This is a genomic window from Pseudomonas cerasi (assembly GCF_027983475.1).
In the GTDB taxonomy this organism is placed as follows: Bacteria; Pseudomonadota; Gammaproteobacteria; order Pseudomonadales; family Pseudomonadaceae; genus Aquipseudomonas; species Aquipseudomonas cerasi.
Window position 1 is genome coordinate 1,178,688 of record NZ_JAQJVM010000003.1, and the last position, 18,641, is coordinate 1,197,328.

The 18,641-nt window shown below is 53.1% G+C and carries 13 protein-coding genes and 3 pseudogenes; all 16 read right to left on the bottom strand.

Annotated features, from left to right (window positions below; genetic code table 11):
* Window positions 1–7: 7 nt before the first annotated feature.
* A complete protein-coding gene (locus PI739_RS20830) occupies window positions 8–370 on the bottom strand; it encodes a hypothetical protein (RefSeq protein WP_004413869.1) in 363 nt (120 codons plus the stop codon).
* Between the two features lie 34 nt (window positions 371–404).
* Entirely contained in the window at window positions 405–1,124 is a 720-nt protein-coding gene (locus tag PI739_RS20835; RefSeq protein WP_004413870.1) for an RraA family protein, read from the bottom strand.
* Window positions 1,108–2,298, bottom strand: a complete 1,191-nt coding sequence (locus PI739_RS20840; protein ID WP_096136948.1) for an isocitrate/isopropylmalate dehydrogenase family protein — start codon at window positions 2,296–2,298, stop codon at window positions 1,108–1,110. The genes PI739_RS20835 and PI739_RS20840 overlap by 17 nt, the downstream gene beginning before the upstream one ends.
* The gene (locus PI739_RS20845) at window positions 2,295–3,317 is read right to left on the bottom strand and encodes an aldolase catalytic domain-containing protein (protein WP_032657573.1); all 1,023 of its coding nucleotides are present in this window, start codon (window positions 3,315–3,317) and stop codon (window positions 2,295–2,297) included. The genes PI739_RS20840 and PI739_RS20845 overlap by 4 nt, the downstream gene beginning before the upstream one ends.
* Before the next feature lie 278 nt (window positions 3,318–3,595).
* Window positions 3,596–4,507: a LysR family transcriptional regulator gene (locus PI739_RS20850; protein WP_333782055.1), complete on the bottom strand. Its 912-nt coding sequence runs from the start codon at window positions 4,505–4,507 to the stop codon at window positions 3,596–3,598.
* Between the two features lie 448 nt (window positions 4,508–4,955).
* The gene (locus PI739_RS20855; protein WP_074806071.1) at window positions 4,956–5,288 is read right to left on the bottom strand and encodes a hypothetical protein; all 333 of its coding nucleotides are present in this window, start codon (window positions 5,286–5,288) and stop codon (window positions 4,956–4,958) included.
* A 167-nt stretch (window positions 5,289–5,455) separates the two neighbouring features.
* Window positions 5,456–5,686, bottom strand: coding sequence for a hypothetical protein (locus PI739_RS20860; protein ID WP_003364653.1), 231 nt, complete (start codon window positions 5,684–5,686; stop codon window positions 5,456–5,458).
* Window positions 5,673–6,542, bottom strand: coding sequence for a DUF4225 domain-containing protein (locus PI739_RS20865; protein WP_428835019.1), 870 nt, complete (start codon window positions 6,540–6,542; stop codon window positions 5,673–5,675). Before PI739_RS20865 ends, PI739_RS20860 begins: the two co-directional genes overlap by 14 nt.
* A gap of 9 nt (window positions 6,543–6,551) precedes the next feature.
* Window positions 6,552–7,368: pseudogene (locus PI739_RS20870) on the bottom strand (DUF637 domain-containing protein); the annotation flags it as partial.
* A gap of 166 nt (window positions 7,369–7,534) precedes the next feature.
* A complete protein-coding gene (locus PI739_RS20875; protein ID WP_065349634.1) occupies window positions 7,535–7,867 on the bottom strand; it encodes a hypothetical protein in 333 nt (110 codons plus the stop codon).
* The gene (locus PI739_RS20880) at window positions 7,867–8,427 is read right to left on the bottom strand and encodes a hypothetical protein (RefSeq protein ID WP_239989887.1); all 561 of its coding nucleotides are present in this window, start codon (window positions 8,425–8,427) and stop codon (window positions 7,867–7,869) included. Before PI739_RS20880 ends, PI739_RS20875 begins: the two co-directional genes overlap by 1 nt.
* A gap of 63 nt (window positions 8,428–8,490) precedes the next feature.
* Window positions 8,491–11,004 (bottom strand): DUF637 domain-containing protein, encoded by a 2,514-nt coding sequence (locus tag PI739_RS20885; RefSeq protein WP_333782056.1) that lies wholly within the window; start codon window positions 11,002–11,004, stop codon window positions 8,491–8,493.
* 54 nt (window positions 11,005–11,058) lie between these two features.
* Window positions 11,059–11,346 carry a hypothetical protein gene (locus tag PI739_RS20890; RefSeq protein ID WP_065349632.1) on the bottom strand — a complete coding sequence of 96 codons (288 nt, stop codon included), beginning with the start codon at window positions 11,344–11,346 and terminating at the stop codon, window positions 11,059–11,061.
* Window positions 11,347–11,426: 80 nt separating this feature from the next.
* Window positions 11,427–11,669, bottom strand: a pseudogene (locus PI739_RS25095) (TreTu family toxin).
* Window positions 11,670–12,405: 736 nt separating this feature from the next.
* Window positions 12,406–17,502 (bottom strand): annotated as a pseudogene (locus PI739_RS20895) (hemagglutinin repeat-containing protein); the annotation flags it as partial.
* Window positions 17,503–18,122: 620 nt separating this feature from the next.
* The gene (locus PI739_RS20900; RefSeq protein WP_096121485.1) at window positions 18,123–18,638 is read right to left on the bottom strand and encodes a hypothetical protein; all 516 of its coding nucleotides are present in this window, start codon (window positions 18,636–18,638) and stop codon (window positions 18,123–18,125) included.
* Window positions 18,639–18,641 lie beyond the last annotated feature (3 nt).

Below are 18,641 nucleotides of genomic sequence, written 5' to 3' on the forward strand. Positions count from 1 at the left end.
TCGTGGCTTAGCCGGCCTTCTGTAAGGCAATTTCAGGGGTGATGTACTCGGCCACGTTGTACAGGTGATATTCCCAAGTGCCGGTTTCTTTCAACCGGGAGTAGCGCGACAGAAACTCTGCGTCGGTAAACAGCGACTCAAACTGACAGCGATCACTCCATTGCGCCTGATTGATAACGGTCTTGCCGTCGATGCTTTTCATCAGCCGGCTCCATTTGAAGGCACTGTAAGTGCGCGCCACGTAACTGACCGTCTCTTCAAGAATCTGAATGGCCAGATCCTGAGCCCCCTCGTTTACCTGTACGACATTGATCAGATAAACCGCGTTGTCATCGGTGACGGATTGAGCGTCGAACAATTCCATTTTCATCATCATTTCCATTCAAGTGGGAAGGCAGCTCGGTTCACGCCTGCGAAGGCATCGCGACGCTGATTTTTTCAGCATCAGTCAGCCAGGGCTGGTCGTAGCGATAAGTGCTACGGGCTTTTTCCAGCGTCCAGCCGGCTGATATGGCTTCGATGATGCGGCGCTCTGTCTGCTCGACCGCCTGGGCACGGCGTACGACCTCGACAGCCAACTGCTGTGGAATCACAACGCAGCCGCTGCCATCACACACCAGAAGGTCGCCGGGCTGGACCGTCACGCCATCGATAAGCAGAGGCACTTGTACAGCCTGGAGTTGAGCGCGGTTCTTTGCCGACTGCATGAAACGCCCGCGACTGAACAATGGGTAACGGCACTCGATGACCGTATCGATATCGCGTGCCACGCCATCGATCACGGTGCCCTTGATGCCATTGGCCAACGCGAAGTGGGTCATGATGTCGCCCCATACTGTGCAGTCCTGGCGTCCGTTGTTTGAGGAAACAATCACCGCGCCGGCCGGTACATGATCGATATAGTTGGCAGCACCCTTGAAGACCGCAGATGCATCGACCGGCTCGTACTGCACGGTAAACGCGATGCCCACGCAACGAGTGCCAGGGACTTGCGAGGCAATCCCCAAAAGCCCGCCGTCGATCCCCAGGCTGTCCAGCGCGTCAGACAAGGACGCAGTATCGAGATGTTCACATGCCTCCAGCACGGCTTGCGCAATGGGTACAGCTTCAAAGTGCGCTGACATGACGTTCTCCCTGTGCTGCAACCTGTTCGTTGCCATACCCGAACGTGCGGGACTGCAACTCGATGCACTGCTGAACGATCGCTTCGCCCACTTGAGCCGTGGTATGGGAACCGCCAAGGTCATACGTGCGTGTGGATGTGCGAGAAACCAGGCTGACCGCCTGGCTGATACACGCCGACTCGGCCGGAAACCCCAAATACTCCAGCATCAGCGCGATGGCCATGAACATCGCGCCGGGGTTGGCCTTGTTCAAACCCGCGTGAGCAGGTGCGCTGCCGTGTACCGGTTCGAAATAAGCACCTGAATTGCCGAAGTTGCCACTGGGCGCAAACCCCAGGCCGCCCATGACTCCGGCGCCGAGATCGGAAAGAATATCGCCGAACATGTTCTCGGCAACGATCACCCCGAAGCGCTCGGGACGTTGCACCATCCACAGGGCAACCGCATCGACGTTTTCGATGACCCCGGTCACGTCCGGATAACGCAGAGCTGTTGCTTCGAAGATGCCCCGTGCAAAGGCGCTGCTGTGCCGCAGGACCATGGGTTTGTCGACAAACGTAACCCGCGTGAAATGATTCTTGCGGGCGTACTCGAAGGCGTATTCGAAAATACGCGTCAGGCCACTTCGCGTCTGCAGGCGCAACGTCACCGTCGCATCATCCTGCCCTTCTCGCTGCCACGCCGCGCCGAGGGCTTCCCGCTCTTCGAGCAGCGGCACCAGTGCATCCGGGATACAACCGAAGTCCAGCCCCGCATAAAGCCCTTCGGTGTTTTCCCGGATCACGACAAAGCGAAATCTGTTTTCGCCAGTCATGTCAGTGACCGGGCGGACATTGGCGTAAAGGTCCAGGTTCTGCCTGAGCTGAATGACCGGACTGACATAGCGGCGGTTCTGGCCCTGAAGCGCCATTGGCAACTCTGCTTCGGCCTCTGCCAGCGGCTTGCTGGTGATTGCGCCAAGCAATGTCGCATCGCAACTGGCCATGATCTCCCAGGTACGGGCCGGAACGGTTTCCCCCTCGGCCCTCCAGCATTCCCAACCGATGTCAGCCGAAATCAGATCGAATGGCAGGTTCAACGCCGCAATCACCGGTAATGCCGCCGCCATGACTTCAATGCCGATCCCGTCACCGGGCAATACACAGATGCGCTTTCGGAGGACTTGAATGGTCATAGCGCGACTCCCTTTGCGCTGTTCGACAGGCCGCTGGTCGACAACACCGCTCGCGGCGCAAGACGCGCTACCTTGTCCTGCTGATGCATGACCTCGATCGCTCGATACTCGGAAGTCAGCTGAAAGCGCTCGAGGGTGTCCCGTACGCGTTGACTGCTGTCATAGGGGAAGTTGTAAGTGCCCAGAATGATATCCATCAGCGGGCTGGGCATATTGTTGTGCGGTACCGCACGGGCCGTGGCTTCCGACAGTTCCATCACCTTCACCAGGTCATAGCCATGACTCACGCCGGTACGCTCCAGGTAGGCAACCAGCATACTCAGGTGAAGATTGCCGGCTCCCTTGCCCATGCCACATATGGACGTGTCGATGTATTCAGCGCCGGCTTCTATAGCCGCCACTGCATTCGCCAGCGCCAACGACATATTGTTATGGGCGTGAAAGCCCAGCGGCACCAATAGTCGGCTTGAGAGACGACTGAACAGTCGATCTACATCGGCTGGCAACATATGGCCATTGGAATCCGCACAGCAAACGATATCCGCGCCAGCCCCCTCCGCGCGTACCGCCGTATCAAGCACACTGCCTGGCGTCTGCGAAGTCACATGCGTCACATTGGCGCTGACACTGAAGCCGTGATCGCGAGCCAGCGACAAGGTCACAAGCCCCTCATCCAATTGATCGCGCCGCAAACAGACGCGGATCATCGAAACGCCCTGCTCCCTGAGCATGGCGAAGTCATCCGTGGTGATGTTTCTGGGGTGAACCATGACGGCCAGTTCGATACGGCCGTTGGCCGCCTGCGCAATCTTTTCAATGAAGCCTGCGCCTACATCACTGGTCAGACCGTGCTCGCCTTTCGGGGCGAAGGATCCTTTGCAATAACCAATTTCGCAGAGGTCGACACCCGCACTGGCCAAGCCAGCGACCACTATCTGCGCCTGATCTTCTGTGAAGTTGAAGTTGTTCCGATAACCACCATCACGCAATGTAACGTCGAGAATTTTTACGTCGGCCATGAGAATCTCCTGCTGTCCTTAGGGTGTCATCAGGGTGCTTGAGATGATCTTGCCACTGCTTGAGTTTTTATAATTATCCAACAGCGCGCCATCTAACAAACCTTGCCGAGCCGACACCTTAACGTCTCGGAGTTTCGAGTCATGAACTGCTCCACTCGACATTGATCCTCGTCAAAACAGCCGAACTTGTAAACTGTCGATATTTGATGAGGGGATGGGAATTTTTTCACCGCACGACTGTTTTGCCGACAACATAACCAGCGCGAACTCAGCCCTGGCTAGCGATAACAGCTTTCCACATAATTCATGGCAGCCTGTATGGAAGCCACCGCGCGCAAGTCTTCATGCACACCGAGCCAGACATCGACTTCCAGCGGAGCCGACAATTCCACCCGGCACAGACGATCATTACCCTCTACGGCAAAACTGGGCAGTAACGCGATACCCACACCGGTTTCCGCAGCACGAATTTGCAACTCCACCGTTTTGGCCTCCAGCACAAAGGGTCGATCCCCGACGATATCCCTCAGCCAACCATTCTGATTGTCACTCATCAGTTCATTGTCATAAGCAATAAACTCATAATGCTCCGGAGGGCGTTGCTCCAGATAAAAACGTGCGCAATAAAATGAAAAGGAAGCTGTGCCAATGCGGCGCGCGACGATGCCGCTTTCAACAGGTTTGGAAAACCGTATACACAGGTCAGACTGGCAACTGGATAACGATGAATACTGGTGATCGCCCAACAAGCGCAACACAATTCCGGGATGCATCGCCCGAAACGCCCCCAACCGCGGTACCAGCTTCTCGACCGCCACCGACGGCGGCGCACTGATGGTCACCTCCACAGCCTGCACCACCTGAGCCGCAACCGCGAGACGGCCAACAGCCTGAGTCTGCGCCTCGATCTGTCGCCCGATCGCCGCCACACGCCGTCCCTCATCGGTCAGTTCATACAAACGCTTGCGACGGTCGACAAGCTTTACATTCAGAGACCTTTCCAGCGAAGCGATACGACGCGACACCGTGGCGTGCTCCACACCCAGCATCCTTGCAGCGCCACTCAGGGAACTGACCGTGGAAAACATCACGAAGTAACGCAGGTCCTCCCAGTCAAAACAGATCCTGGGTTTTCTGAACAGGTTATTAACGTCAAGGGAAACTGATCCATCCACTGGAGTCATTGTCATCCAAGCCTTATCCTTATGCGGTTCGTGCGAACAGGTAGTTTTGTTATGTTTTAAACCGAGTATTGGCAGATGCTTAGAACGATAAGGATAAGGCTGACAACTTCCTCAGGCCCGGACAGCGAGCGGGTGCCGCTGGGTAGTTTAGTTTATTGGCGGGTGGGTATTGCGGAGTGGGGTTCGGATGATTTGGGACGGGGGTGTCCGGAGTGGGGGTTTGCTAGGGTGACATCTCTTAAACAGAGGTAAGGCAGAATCATTTCAGAATGGATAAGAACGCCAACCAAAACTATTGATCAAAGCCTTACGGAGGGCGATCTAATACATTTTGGTCAAGAAGAGTTATTTCCAAGTCTGCTTGCGCCTGACGAAACACCCTATAAAAATCATGAAAATTCTTGAAATACGGACAAACTAATACGGTTAACAAGAAAAACAGCCACCTCCCATTTCAAAATGACTGCAACCACGCATGGTCAGCCACTCGCTCATCGTCATGATTAAAGTCCTGAAAATGAGCTAGAACATCTTTCTCTTCGGCGTTTAACGCAACCGAATCGAGCTGAGCAAAGCCACTTTTGACAGGCGTGTATTGATTATTACACGCGCCCTCCCTAGGCGCGTTGCAACCTTGCAGCCCCGCACCGGTTTTGCCATCGTTCAAGGCCTTATATTCATCTTGCACCCTTCTACGGCATGCCAGTGGGTCAGAACTTGTGATGCACTCAACCGACTCTTTAGCAAGAGCATCCACTTCTTCGCGTGGGCATTTCAATACAACCATTGGCAATGCTCACACTTGGCTGGACTTAGTCAACGCTAGCAGCAGCTTTCCTTGCAACCTCTCCGCTAAAAGACGATCAAAATTGTTCAACTGTCTGCGGTTTTCCGTCACCGAGCTATGTCCTACCCTTGTGACGAGGAACGGCAAATATTCCTTTCGGAGATAATTCATTCCGTCACAAAAGCCTTCACAAAAGCCCAGCGCTTAATAGTCCAAAAAGTCGCGAACAGAATAGCCAGAGGCCCACCAACCACATAATACACCCAAGCCGAGTCGGTCTTAAATAAAACCGAGAAAAGAGCGGATATTATAATTGCAAAAAATATACTCACACCTAAAACCATGCTTAGCAAGGCAAAAGACATAAACAAAAAATAGAAATACTTATTTCTTTTCATCAGAAACCTCTTTATAGATGCTATTTCCTTTTCCTGCGAGACTATAGAAATACATACCCATCGCAGTGCCATAAGGAGTAGCCCCTATAGCTGGTAAAAAGAAGTTATTATCCACGCCACTCACCATAACTCCAAACATCGACTTAGGCCTATTCAGACCATCAGCCAAGCCCATTTTTAAAGGAACCTTCACTAGCCCAGCACCCAGCGAAAGAGCAAAATCGGCGCTACTGTAGACAACGCCCCCCAGATTACCAGGAAGAAGGGAGAATGCCTCTTTTACAGGATTATACCCTTCACCTCCACCATAAAAGTGGTTGTAAATACCCGTACCGCCTTCTACGACATTACCAGCGCCAAATGCAACCATCGGAGCACCGAAGACGCAACCTACTCCGCTTCCACATAAAGTATACCCTGAGGCCACACTAATCCCACCAGTTACAATAGACCCCGTTTCAGTACCCAAAGGAATAACATCGCGAGTCGCTAGATCTTTAGCGGCATCGATATAGCTATAGTTGAACAGTTCCTTCTCCTGCTGGGCATCAACCCACATAAGCTCATTACCAAGCCCTGCAACGTCAGACTCTTTTATCATACTATCTCGATATTCCGGACTAGCCCGATCATACTGTGCCCAGCACTTAATTACATAACACGATGCTTTGTCCAAATTCTCCTTAGTGAACCCTCCTTTCTTCACCTCGTCACGCTTAGCCATTTCTTCATCTTCATGGGACTGCCGATTATACATCGTGGCATTTTTAGTAATCCAAGCAGCTTTTTCAATTGAGCCCGCGTTGGCATCGTCAGATGAAGCTGCTGCCAAAACGCCAACAATTTGTGAAGCCATAGGAAGCAGAGTTTTATCGTTCTGGACCAAACTCTCCAAAGACACAACCAAGGCTTCATTGGCACCTGCAGCTAACGCACCAGTCCTGAAATCTCCGCCTGTAGCCTTTGACAGCAGTCCTCCCACCATTGCGTGACTTGGGAGGCATACCCTCCGCAAATTTGCCGTAGGTATAGTCACCCACTGCATTGAAACTCGCCGCAGCCAAGGTATTGAACAACGCAGTCTTGAGTGCATCACTGCCGCTGCCGCCCTTGCCAAGAGCATTACTCAGTAACGTAGACGTCCCGTTCTGCAGAACCTGATTACCAGCAAACTGACCCACGCCTTCCCAAGTCGAGAGCTTGGCTCCAACGATCTTGCCGGTGTTCGGATCACTATGAGTACCCGTAAAATCATTAAAATACGCAGCCGTCAGACCCGCCGTCACTCCTGAAATGGCATACCCTTTAAGAGCATCCGCAGACGTTACGTCCTTGACTACCGCCCCGAGGTTTCCGCGGTTATTAATAACGCTGACCGTTGCGTTGGTAGCGGCACCCGCTGCAACAGCGCCCGCGCCTGCAGAGAGGAACGCTGCCGTGTTGGCACCCATAGTACCTGCCGTGACTGCTGCCCCTGTGGATGCACCTACCGCGCCCATTGCCATAGGCTCATTGCCCGCGAGCAGATCGAGCCGGTTGCCGGCTTCTATCAGACCGGCGTTGACCAGATTGTTACCGGCAACCGCTGACAGGTTATTGGCCGCACGCAAGGTGCCAACGTTGTCGAGGTTTTGGCCGGCGATCAGCGAGACATCGTTACCGGCAATCAATGCACCGGTCGGGTCAACTCAACGACCATGTTGTACTCGGTTCCTGCAACCGCCATTTACTCATATTTTCATATCACGCCAGCAGTCCTATATAAGCTCAAAGGCTAAACGACACGCCATTTCACTTGACGCGCTAACTATATCATTCACTCTGCAGAGCCAATCAAGAGTCAAAAAATTACTTTACAAACATATCAATATCACTCAGTGCATCCTCTATCTGCCCTGAAATCGCGCTATCATTTAAATGATCACGAAAGGCCGTAATCACCCTAACTTTATCTAGTTTCTGATGAATTCTAGCGACATGCCCTAGGCAAGTTGCCGACAACCCCCTAATATCAGGATTGCTACTTTCAAGCCCATCCAAAAACTTTCTCTGCGCCCACTCCCAGTCTGGATCATAAAAAGCAATTGACAACAATGCCTCACAAACAGATTTTATTTCCTTTGAATCCAAAGCTTTTTCAACAGTGCTTCTGTCATAAACAGGAGAGTTTTTATAATTCATCACCTATCTCCGCCAATTAAAATCTTACCTTTCCGATCGACCATGCCTGCCTGCTGCAAAGCCCGTTGCATATCTGCGTGCAAGTCCCCCCAAGAACGAACATGTCCGTTATAAGTCGTATCCAATGTTTTATCAAAAACAACAAACTCACCAGAATCATAATCGATCCCAACCCGACGAGGAGAAGTAATTTTGACTTGAATTGAAGTATCCAAAGCATCTTGACCATTGACTGGGGCCCGGCTTTTTACCGCATTGTCAACTTTACCGTGATAGGGCGCTCCCTCATAATCCAATCGCCTAGCAGCACCTGCGTTCATCCCCGCCGTTGATGACTCCTGCTTGCCAGCATCCTGAAGAGTATCAACGGTGCGATCTACAACAGGTTTATTTACAGATGAACCACCATCTCTTTCAAGCCGGGTTGACGCTTTCGCAAGCACACTGCGGAATGCGACCACCCCACCAGCAGCGGCTGCTAATCCTCCCCCAATGGCCTCCGCCAACTCAACAGTTTCTTCGGGCGTGAGCTTGAGCTTGGCCTGGAGTGTTTCTGCCACGGCCTGCGCTAGCACCGGTCGTCGCAACTGCCAAGGTCTCCTGAAATTCCAGGTTCTCATTGATCAGGATCTGCAGCGAGTCCTTGGCGTATCACCCAAAGCATCGTAGACACTCGAAAGATCGGCTACCGTGTTAGCAACATCCCTTGAGGACGGTTTACACAGGGAAACGTCGAACCTGCAATTGATGATCGCTTCAATCGTTTGATCCTCGCTCACTTTTTTGTAAGCGGCCACAATCGAATCGCACTCGGCAGGGGCACATTTCCTTAACTTTTCGGCTGCCTCTTTCAACTGGTTATGGGCAAGGTAGTTGTACTGCGTACTGTTAGCCGTCACCGCCGCTGCTGCCGATGCGTCCCCGCCCGTTGCGGCAGCAGTGAGAGCACCGATCAACTGCGAGGCAGTCATCAGCTTGCTGACACCTGCTTGATACGCTTGGGAGTTTTTGTCTAAATCACTTGGCAGCATCCTCTCCGCCAGATAATCGACAACCATTTCATTCGCGCCAGCGGCCAAGGCACCCGTTCGGAAATCGCCGCCCATGGCCTCGGACATCAACCCGCCAAGCACGGCATGCATGCCGACTTTGGTGAGTTTGCCCTCATCGAACAGAGTGAAATCACCGATCTTGCCTGCGGCAATGGCGCCACCCGTAGCGATTCCCGTACTGACGATGGAAGAGCCAAGGTTATCCTTGAAACTCCCGCCCATGATCGCGGTCTTGATCACAGATTCGGTGATCACCTTAGTCGCAACGGTCTGAACACTCGCAAGGTCCAAGCCCAGATTTTTCGGATTGATGGTCGGTACGAAACCTGCCATGACGCCCGCCATGGCGTATCCCTTGATGGCGTTGGAAGACGTCACGTCTTTGAACACGGCGCCAAGATCACCCTTGTTGTTGATCGTGCTCGTCACCGCCGTCGTCGCAACGCTGGTTGCTACAGCGCCGCCAATACCAGCGCTTAAACCAAAGCCTGCTGGGCCCATCACCGCCGCCATCAGGATGGCGACAACAATCTGCGCAGCAGGCCCAAGGCCCGAGTTGTCGTACTTGAAGCTTTCGTGGATTTCCTTGACCTGACGCCAGTCGATGTCACCTCGTTTCTCGGCATCCTTGATCCAGGCCAGTTGCGGATCAGCCTTGACCATTGCGTCGATGCTCTGGCTTACGCTTTGCTGATTGACCTGTTTCACATCAATGCGCAGACCGTTAACGGCCTGAATGGCAACTTCGCCTTTGGCCACCAGTTCGCTCTGGCGAAAGGTCTCGTCGGTTGCCCCTTTGCCTTTTGTCGAGAACCACGCTGCACTGCTTTTGTTCTTGGTGTGGCTTTCGTCGTGGAGGTCTTTCACGCCCTCGAAATCGATTGCGCCGCCACTGTTGATCAACAGGTCGTTGCCACTGTTCAGTTTGGCAACCTGATAACGCTGGTCGCCGCCACTTGCCAACGTCAGGTTACCGCCTGTAGTGATTTCACTGCTGATATTGCGCGTGTCGGTCACTTCATCGCGCTTGAAGTTTTTCGCCCCAAAACTCCCCTTCTTCTTTTTGTCATACAGCGAATAATCACTGTCCTGCGCAGCCAAGATGTCGAGGTTTTCACCGGCAACCAGGTACGCCTCTTTACCCGCTGTAATACGGCTGGAGATCACGGCGAGGTTCTGGCCAGCCTGCAAGGCAACGCTGCCTCCCGCGTCAAGATCGGCGGCAACCTGGCTGACGTGGTCTTCCTGGCGGGTCAGTTTTTTGCTTTTCGACAGGGAGTGTTCTTCGTCCGCCGCAGAGCTGATGGTGAGGTTTTCGGTCGCGGCCATGGCGATGTCGCGTTTGGCGTCGATCTGGCTGGCGATGACGGAGATGTCGCGTCCGGCCTGAACGGTCAGGTCGCGCCCTGAACTGGCGGTGGAGCCCAGTTGGGTGATGTCGCTGCTGTTGTGTTTGCTGTCCGAGAACAGGCTGTTGGTGACTTCGGTCGGGGCGATGGTGACGTCGCGTCCGGCCTGGATGCTCATGTCACGACCGCTTTGCAGCACGCTGCCTTTGTTGATGACGTCGCGGCCTGCCGAAATGCTCATGTCGTTGGGGGCTTCGATGCGCGCGGCACTGTCGGCGAACTCGTTGTGGCGCTGACCGAGCACACTGTTGTCCATCGAGGTGATGCTGCGTTCGTTGATCACGTCGCCGTTGATCGCGGTCAGTGAAACATCGCGACCTTTGATGATGCCGCCAGCGGTGTTGATCAGATCATTACCCGCGAGCAGATCGAGCCGGTTGCCGGCTTCTATCAGGCCGGTGATGATCAGGTTGTTGCCTGCGACTGCCGAGAGGTTGTTGGCGGCGTGCAAGGTACCGACGTTGTCGAGGTTCTGGCCTGCGATCAGTGAGACGTCGTTACCCGCAATCAATGCCCCGGTCGGGCCAAGGCGATTGTCGGCCTGTGCCAGATACAGAAATTCGTTGCGCAGATGCTTGATGCCCTGATCGCTCAGGCCACGACTAAAGCGCGCAGCAAAGGAAGGGAGGTTTTGCAGTAAGCAGATAAAACAACACCGGCGCAGGGCCGGTGTCAAATCGAGGCTGGGATCTACAGATAAATAAGCACCCTGAGTTTCCGAAGATACTTATTAACTATTTCGATTTAATATATCCAGAAGCTTTTCAAATCCTTTAGGGACAAGATCTTTTTCCTCTGGAGAAAGCAAAATATTCATGACCTGCTCATCACAAGCACGGTCATATATATCAATACCTATCCAGCCTTCAGACCAAAATTCTACGGTCGCCAGCTTGTTAAAGCCTTCCAGCCCTATCCGCTCAAGGTTACCAAAATCCCCACTGGCGAATGTTGAATACTCTACGGCGTAGCCTTTCAATAGAGACTTAACTTCTTTATTAAACTGAAAAGCATCCATAACCCCTCTCACTTACTATCTAGCACAGTAATATTTTTTACCTCAGGGAGATGTTCCCCACCCTGTTTATTAAGAAAATACTACTGGGGTTTACTTGCGTCCAGACCAATCATTTTATACCAACCTTCCTTACCACCCTGCAACAATCCACTACTTGGAATATCAAACTCGACATAGACGAAACCTTTAGACGCACCCCCCTTAAAATCAGCGGCACCGTTAGTTCAGATAAAGGTTTGCCCGCCGCCTCCCTGAACAATTTTGTTACTACTTTGCATCTGTGCCAGTTCATCAGGAGACATCCATCTCCCGACACTAGCCATGCTTACATCATTAATAGTTTGGGTTTCGCCAAGCTTCAATGCGGTATTAGCAGTTTCTTTTGTACAAACAGAGGAGCCAAAAAAATCACAGAACTCTAACGGCCTTGACCACGACCTCTATTGACCGCATCTAGAAGCAGTTCTAGCTCAAGGCCATAACTATTCGGCTCGAAGCTCTCCTCTATACCGTTCAGCAAAAACTCATTAGAAATCAACTCGCAAAGATCGTCTACCTCACTTAATGATAATGAACCATTAGGTAATTTCTCAGCCAGTGCGAGTTGGTACTGACCCGCCATAAAGCATAAGGAAAATAAGAGCTGCAATTGGGCGCTTGTTAGGAGGCAGCTCATTTCCCGGTCCCCGAAGCCGATTTCCCCCAACCTGTCACGATTTTACCTTCAGTATTGACCACGATGACTGCATCCGTTCCGTATACCTAAAAGTTGGACCGTACTTTGAAGGGACATATTCAATTTTTAGAGGGCTAGACCAAGCGCCACTGAGTGCAGACTCGCTTACACCAATACCACCATCCCTTCCTGCAAATTGTTCTAATGCGTGATTTGAATAGCTAGTGATCTGTGTAGGAGCCCTTGCTCCGGCGGCCTGCTCAGCAACCATTTGCATTTTGAGTCTAGCAGCATTAGCCGCGCTGCTTGCGCCGGAATCAGCAATAGAGGGAACGCCTTTTGCACCATCAATGTCCCGCTCAGCCTTCACCAAAGCAGCAAGATTACCCCCTGCCTTGGGCTTGAGTCCCCCCCCCCGCCACCTCAAAATAGAGCGAGCCATCAGGACCAACAACCTCGACGTTCCCGGTGCGGGTGTTAACCACGCGACGGTAGCCTTCTGGTAATCCACCCGTTTTATTGAAAGAGGCACCGGCCGAGCTGTCCTCGCGGTAGTACGAAGGAAGTGCTGTCTGATCTGAGGCCTTCGTTGCCCCTGCCACTGCCTGCGGTGCTGCGTCGGGAGTTTTGATTGGCCTGGATGCCTTGTTCCAGTTTGCATCAATGGTCACTTTCACAGGATCAATTGGCCTGCTTGCAGCAACGCTTGATCCCGTTCCCACGCCTTTGATTATTGCGGCGCCTGCGACACCCGTAGACGCAACAGCAGTGCCCAATGCAATATTAATCAGCGTGGTCGCACCGCGTACGTAAACATCTCCTTTCTGAGCATTCGCATCAACGTCATAAAGTTCCTTGAGCTTATTATCACTGCTTACTAGATCGTCTCGATCCTTCCCACTCAAATCGCTTGCCACTGTTTTAGCCATCGCGTCTTTGGCAGCAGCAATCTTGTCACCAAACAGTTTATTCAGAACGATACTGCCGGCCATTCCCAGTGCCATTTTTGCAGGACCCATTACCGTTTGAACGCCCAACCCAAGAAGTTCGGCTTGCTCGACAGGCAATTTATCTAGATAACGCTGAAGACGCTCGGCCTGCTCCAGCAATTTCCCTCCTGGAGTATCAGAATTTGCATCTTGCAGCCATACCATCTTATTAACGCCATCCTTATCTTTGTAATGAATAGGATCTGCATCAGCGTTAAAGCCATCACTGCACCCGCCGGCAGCGTTGCAAGCGGCCTGCTGAACATTAAATTCAGAAAAACGGCTGCTAAAACTTTGTATGACTGCAATATCGTCCTGTGACAGCTTGTTAATATCCTCAACGTTCCTGCCGTTTTGCACAAAAGCTTTGGTCAGGTTAAGCGCCAACTCGTCTCCGAACTGCTCCCTTACGGAGTCTGGTACGTCGTTTATAGAAACACTCTGCGCCTGGATATTTTTCCAAACCTGCTCAGCGGAAGACACTGTCCCAGCCAGGAGAGTGCTCGCAGCATTTAACAAGTCCACAGTTTTGCCGGGATAACTCTGTATAGCAGTTTTCCAGGCATTTACAGTCCCAGAAGGATCCGCGACCGCCTCCAACGAACTCTTCGTCACATACAAATCAGTCCGATGTTCATCATCACGCGTGATCTCGTATGCCTTGTCGACATCACGATTCAAGCCCGCTGTTGAGTCCTTACCCGCCGTATCACTGCGCACCACCACATCGCCTGCACCCACGGTGCCCCGGACGATCTGTTCACGATCCTTGTTGTAGTTCCAGCCCTCGACGCTCCAACCGTTTTTCTGGTCATCGCCTTTGCCTACCTGAGTCGAGTCCTGCGTGGTACTGCCGCTGGTACCGTACGAGCCACCAACGTTCAGGTAGTAACCGTGTTCCTTGTCCTTGCCCGCGATGTCGCTGTAACCCAGCGTGTTGGTATCCAGCTTGAGATTGCCGCTGTCGGAGGCGATCAGTGCGCCGTCGAGTTGGGTGTGGTTCTCGGTGCGGATGTCGACCTTGTCTTTGGCCGTGATGCGGGTCTGTTCCTCGATCCAGTTCTTGGAGCCGTTGGTCTGGCCGTACCCGACCGAGCCACTGACGCTGCCGCCAAAGCCAGCCACGACAGTTGCGCTGAGGTCGAATTCCTTGCCTTCGACTTTCCCGGTGTCCGGCAGGGATGTGACGTTCAGGTCGCGACCTACACGTCCGACGACATCGTTGCCACGCAGCGTGGCTCCGGCAATATTGGTGTCCTGACCGCTGGTGAAACCGAGCTGATTACCGGCATACAGGTAAACTTCCTGCTGCTGTTTGCCTTCGCGCTCCAGGTCGCCCTTGCCAATATTGACGCTGGCGTAAACACCGAAACCTCCTGGGCCGATGGCGATACCAGCCTCCCCGCCGGCATTTTTACGGGTGTTTTCGGTGGAGCTGTCGTTCTGTGCTGCCTTGATATTGAGGGTGTTGCCGGCATTCAGACTGATGTTTCGCTCTGCTTGGGCCTGCGTGCCGATCAGATTTAGGTCATTGCTGGCCTTGAGGTTGACGTCACGACCTGCCTGCAACGTAGTAACGGTCGAGGCCTCCTGACTCTGATCACCTTTGGCGGTGCCGCTGCTGCCGCCCACGCCAAGTTTGAACCCGCCACTGCTGCTGCCGTGGATACCACTCCAGCTTTTCTGCTCGCTGGTTTCCTGGCTGTAGCTGCCTTTGGCGGCATCAAGCGTGACATCCCGGCCTTTGATATTTATGTCGCGGCCAGCCTGCAATTGGCCGCCGCTGATCTGAACGTCGTTGCTCGCGGAGATGTTCAGGTTGTTGCCTGCGTCCAGCGTCGAGGCGCGGTTGGTCGTTTCGACCACTTGCTGGCTGGTGCCCTGCTTGCTGTTACCGAACTTTCCATCGCCCGTCGGGCCAGACAGGAACTGCGAGGTGCTGTCTACTGCCTTGAGCGTGCTCGATCCCTTGCTCGTGGCGTCCTCCCCCTTGCCTGCGCCGCTGATGGCGTCCTTGGTGCTGCCATAGTTGTGATCAATGCTCGCACTCAGGCCATTGCGTGAGTTTTCACGTTGTTGTTCAACTGTCCTGGATTCACGTGCGGCATCAATCTTGATGTTGCGCCCGGCAGTCAGATTGATGTCATTGAGCGCCTGAAGGTCAGAACCTACCTGATTGATGTCGCGCTTGGCGTTGACCGTGAGGTCTTCACCCGCGCGGACCTGGCTGGCGGCAGCGCTCTGTTGCTCAAGGCGGTTGTTTTCCTTGGTGCGATCAACGCCTGCGAAGAACGTCACGCCATTGGCGTTGGAAGACACGCCAATGCCCGACTGCCTTTTCTTCTCCCAGTCCTGATTGGAGTTGGTGCTCTGTGCGGCCAGAATGTTGACGTCCTGACCCGCATTCAGACTGACGTTTGCACCTGCGTTGACGCTGCTGCCGATAACATTGATGTCGCGCTCGGTCTGCAGACTTACATTTCCTGCAGCATTGATCTGGCTGCCTACACTGGTGCTGCTCTGCGCTTGGCCACCAGCTTCTTTAGCCGATGAGATGGACAGGAATCCGCCAGACACTGAAAGACCGGTTTTCTTCTTGTACTCGTTGCTGTGGCTGGAGGCTTCGTCGTTGGCAGAGAGCAGATTGATGTCGCCGGTTTTATCCAACAGCCCGGCTCGGAGGTCCACATCATTGCCTGCGCCGATGTTGCTGGCACGCAGTGTGATGTCCTTGCCTGAAGCCACTACCACATCGTTGCCGGCATTCAGTTCACTGGCGACTTGGGTAGAGCTGGTCTTCAGCTCGCTTTTTCCACTTTTGGACACGCCAAAAGAGCCGGATTTACTTTTCTGGCTGTAAGCACCCAGCTCATCGACACCCGAGAGTACGGTCACATCGTTAGTGGCGCCGAGAATCAGGTCATTGCCTGCCGAAAGACGGCTGCCAATGATACTGACGTCATGCCCACCGTTGATGCTGACGCTGCCGTCAGCAGCCTTGGTGGTATTGATGGTGAGGTCTTGCCCTGCATTGATTACCGACGCCACGTTGCTGCTGTCGTAGCTTTCCTGCTGCTTGCTACTACTGCGTCCGAACGACCCCTTGCTCTTTTTGGCATAGAAGTACGAGCTTTCGTCCTGAGCTGATGCAATGGTCAAATCTTGCGCAGCATCAAGAGCAACGTTGCTGCCCGCATTGATGCGGCTGGCGATGATGTCGAGATTCTGCCCTGCCTGCAAAGCCACACTGCCGCCCGCTTTCAGGTCCGCAGACACCTGGCTGACATGATCTTCCTGCTCGGTCACTTTCTTACTCTTGCCGTACGAATGCTGTTCATCAGCCGCCGAGGACAGGGTCAGGTTTTCCGTCGCGGCCATCGCGATGTCGCGCTTGGCGTCGATGCTGCTGGCGATCACGTTGATGTCGCGGCCGGCATGGGCCGTCAGGTCGCGTCCGGCGCTGACCGTGGAGCCCAGTTGCGTAATGCTGGAATTACTGGAGTTCGCACCGCGTGTCTGGCCGTTCTCGGTCTGGGCCGAGTCGATAGCGACGTCACGGCCCGCAGAGATGCTCAAATCACGACCAGCCTGCAATACGCTGCCGGTGTTTTTCACGTCACGACCCGCTTGCAAGGACATGTCGTTGGCCGCTTCGATGCGTGCCGCGCTGTCAGCAAAGTCCTGACGCCAAGTCGCATCATCCGCAGCGCTCTGATGGCTGGTCACCGTGCGTTCGTTGATGACATCGCCGCGCAGGGCGGTCAGTGTCACATCACGTCCGGCGATAATGCCCCCGGACTTGTTGACCAGGTCGTTACCCGCCAGCAGGTCCAGACGGTTACCAGCTTCTATCAGGCCGCTGTTGACCAGATCATTTCCAGCAGCAGCCGACAGGTTATTGGCCGCTCGCAAGGTGCCGACGTTGTCGAGGTTTTGCCCCGCGATCAGCGAGACGTCGTTACCGGCAATCAATGCACCGGTCGGGCCAAGGCGATTGTCGGCCTGAGCCATATACAGCACCGGCACCAGCACTTTTTCGCCATTCACTTCATGCTCTTCGAGCCAGACGATGTCGTGGGTCAGCGCTGCGACTTGTTGTGAGTTCAGCGATACGCCGACCGCCAGATTCAGCTGCTGCTTGCTGGCGATTGCGTTGTTCATCAGGTACTTGAACTGGGCCTCGTTGGAGGTTTGTCCATCGATGAACGCCTGACCGGTGCGGGCCACGACTGCTTGCTGGACGAGGCGTTGCTCATACAAGCCATCGCCCAGGCGCTTGGCACTGACTTCGGGGTCGTAGCCCAGGCCTGCGAGCAGGTAATCCGAACTCATGAATTGCTTGAGTTCGGTGAGGACCGGGTTGGTTTCGATCAGGTATTTTTGCGGTTTGGAAACGGACGAGCTACTTGGCAACCCTTCTACTCTGGTCACCGTTTGCGCTGCGGCAGAAACGACCGGCGTAATCGAGCTGGCTTGAGCGACTGTTTGAGTGGCGGCGCTGACCTGACTGGCCTAAGTAATCAGCGGATCTACAACCGTCGGGGTATTAACAACTTTGGTGCCTGCGGCAGTCGCTGCCACCCCCCGTTTTCGATTTAGCTCAGCGCGCTGATTCAAGTGGCATCGGCGATGGCATCTGCAATAACGACAGGTCGCAGTATCCATGTAGCCATTATTGATGGCTATAGGGTGAAAAAGCAACTGAACATACCGGCGCTAGAATGCGCCGGATATCAGCCAAAGCAAAATATCTGCTGATTAAGACTCTGCCAAAAAAAACTTTAACCGTTGCCACTCCATCTGACTACACAAATGTCTGGCCGGAAAATCGCGAATCTAAAGCGTCATTATTCTGTACAACCCTCAACCCTAAGGCGTCCAATTCCGTCTGACTACGCAATTTACGTTAAGGATTTGCAGTATTCGCGTTAACATATATTTTCCCTCTAGGCTCAACTACACAAGTAGCTTCTGGCAAAAAACTCATCATCGTCCAACCAGGCCCCATAGCGACTGTACTCGGCCTAGGATCTGAGTAGCAGCTTTGCCTGTCGCTTTTACACACATTTATTTTGATGGGTTTATAAAAAAACGTGGTCTGCCCACTGTTTTTATCGAAGGGACCAGTCATGTATTGATATAAACTTGATAACTTGTTCTGGCGCATCTTCTAAGGAGGCTCTGTAGTCCGTAACAAAACTAACACCTGACAATATTTTTCCGTCTTTTCTTAGAAGAAAATCATCATCCGCATCATTAAACAAGACATCAAACCCCCTCTCTAAGCTTCGAAGATCATCCCCCACACCGACACTACTAAATTTTCCAAGATACCCTTCACCTACAGCAATTCTATAAAGCCTTCCGCTATTTTCAAAGTACAGCGAGACCACCTCATTCATAAATCGATATGAAAATAAAAGCTCATCACCAAAACCAATCTTTCTCTTAATTCCGACCCAAGATTTATTCTGAAGGAGAATGTCACGCACAGGTACTTCCGGACCGTACCACTCAGCCACCCCAATTTTTTCGCTAATATTGAAAAACGATTCACCTAAAGAAAATCCTGCTGCTGACATACCTGGAACAAGGTCAGAGTACAAATCAGGGAATAAATTTTTCATAGA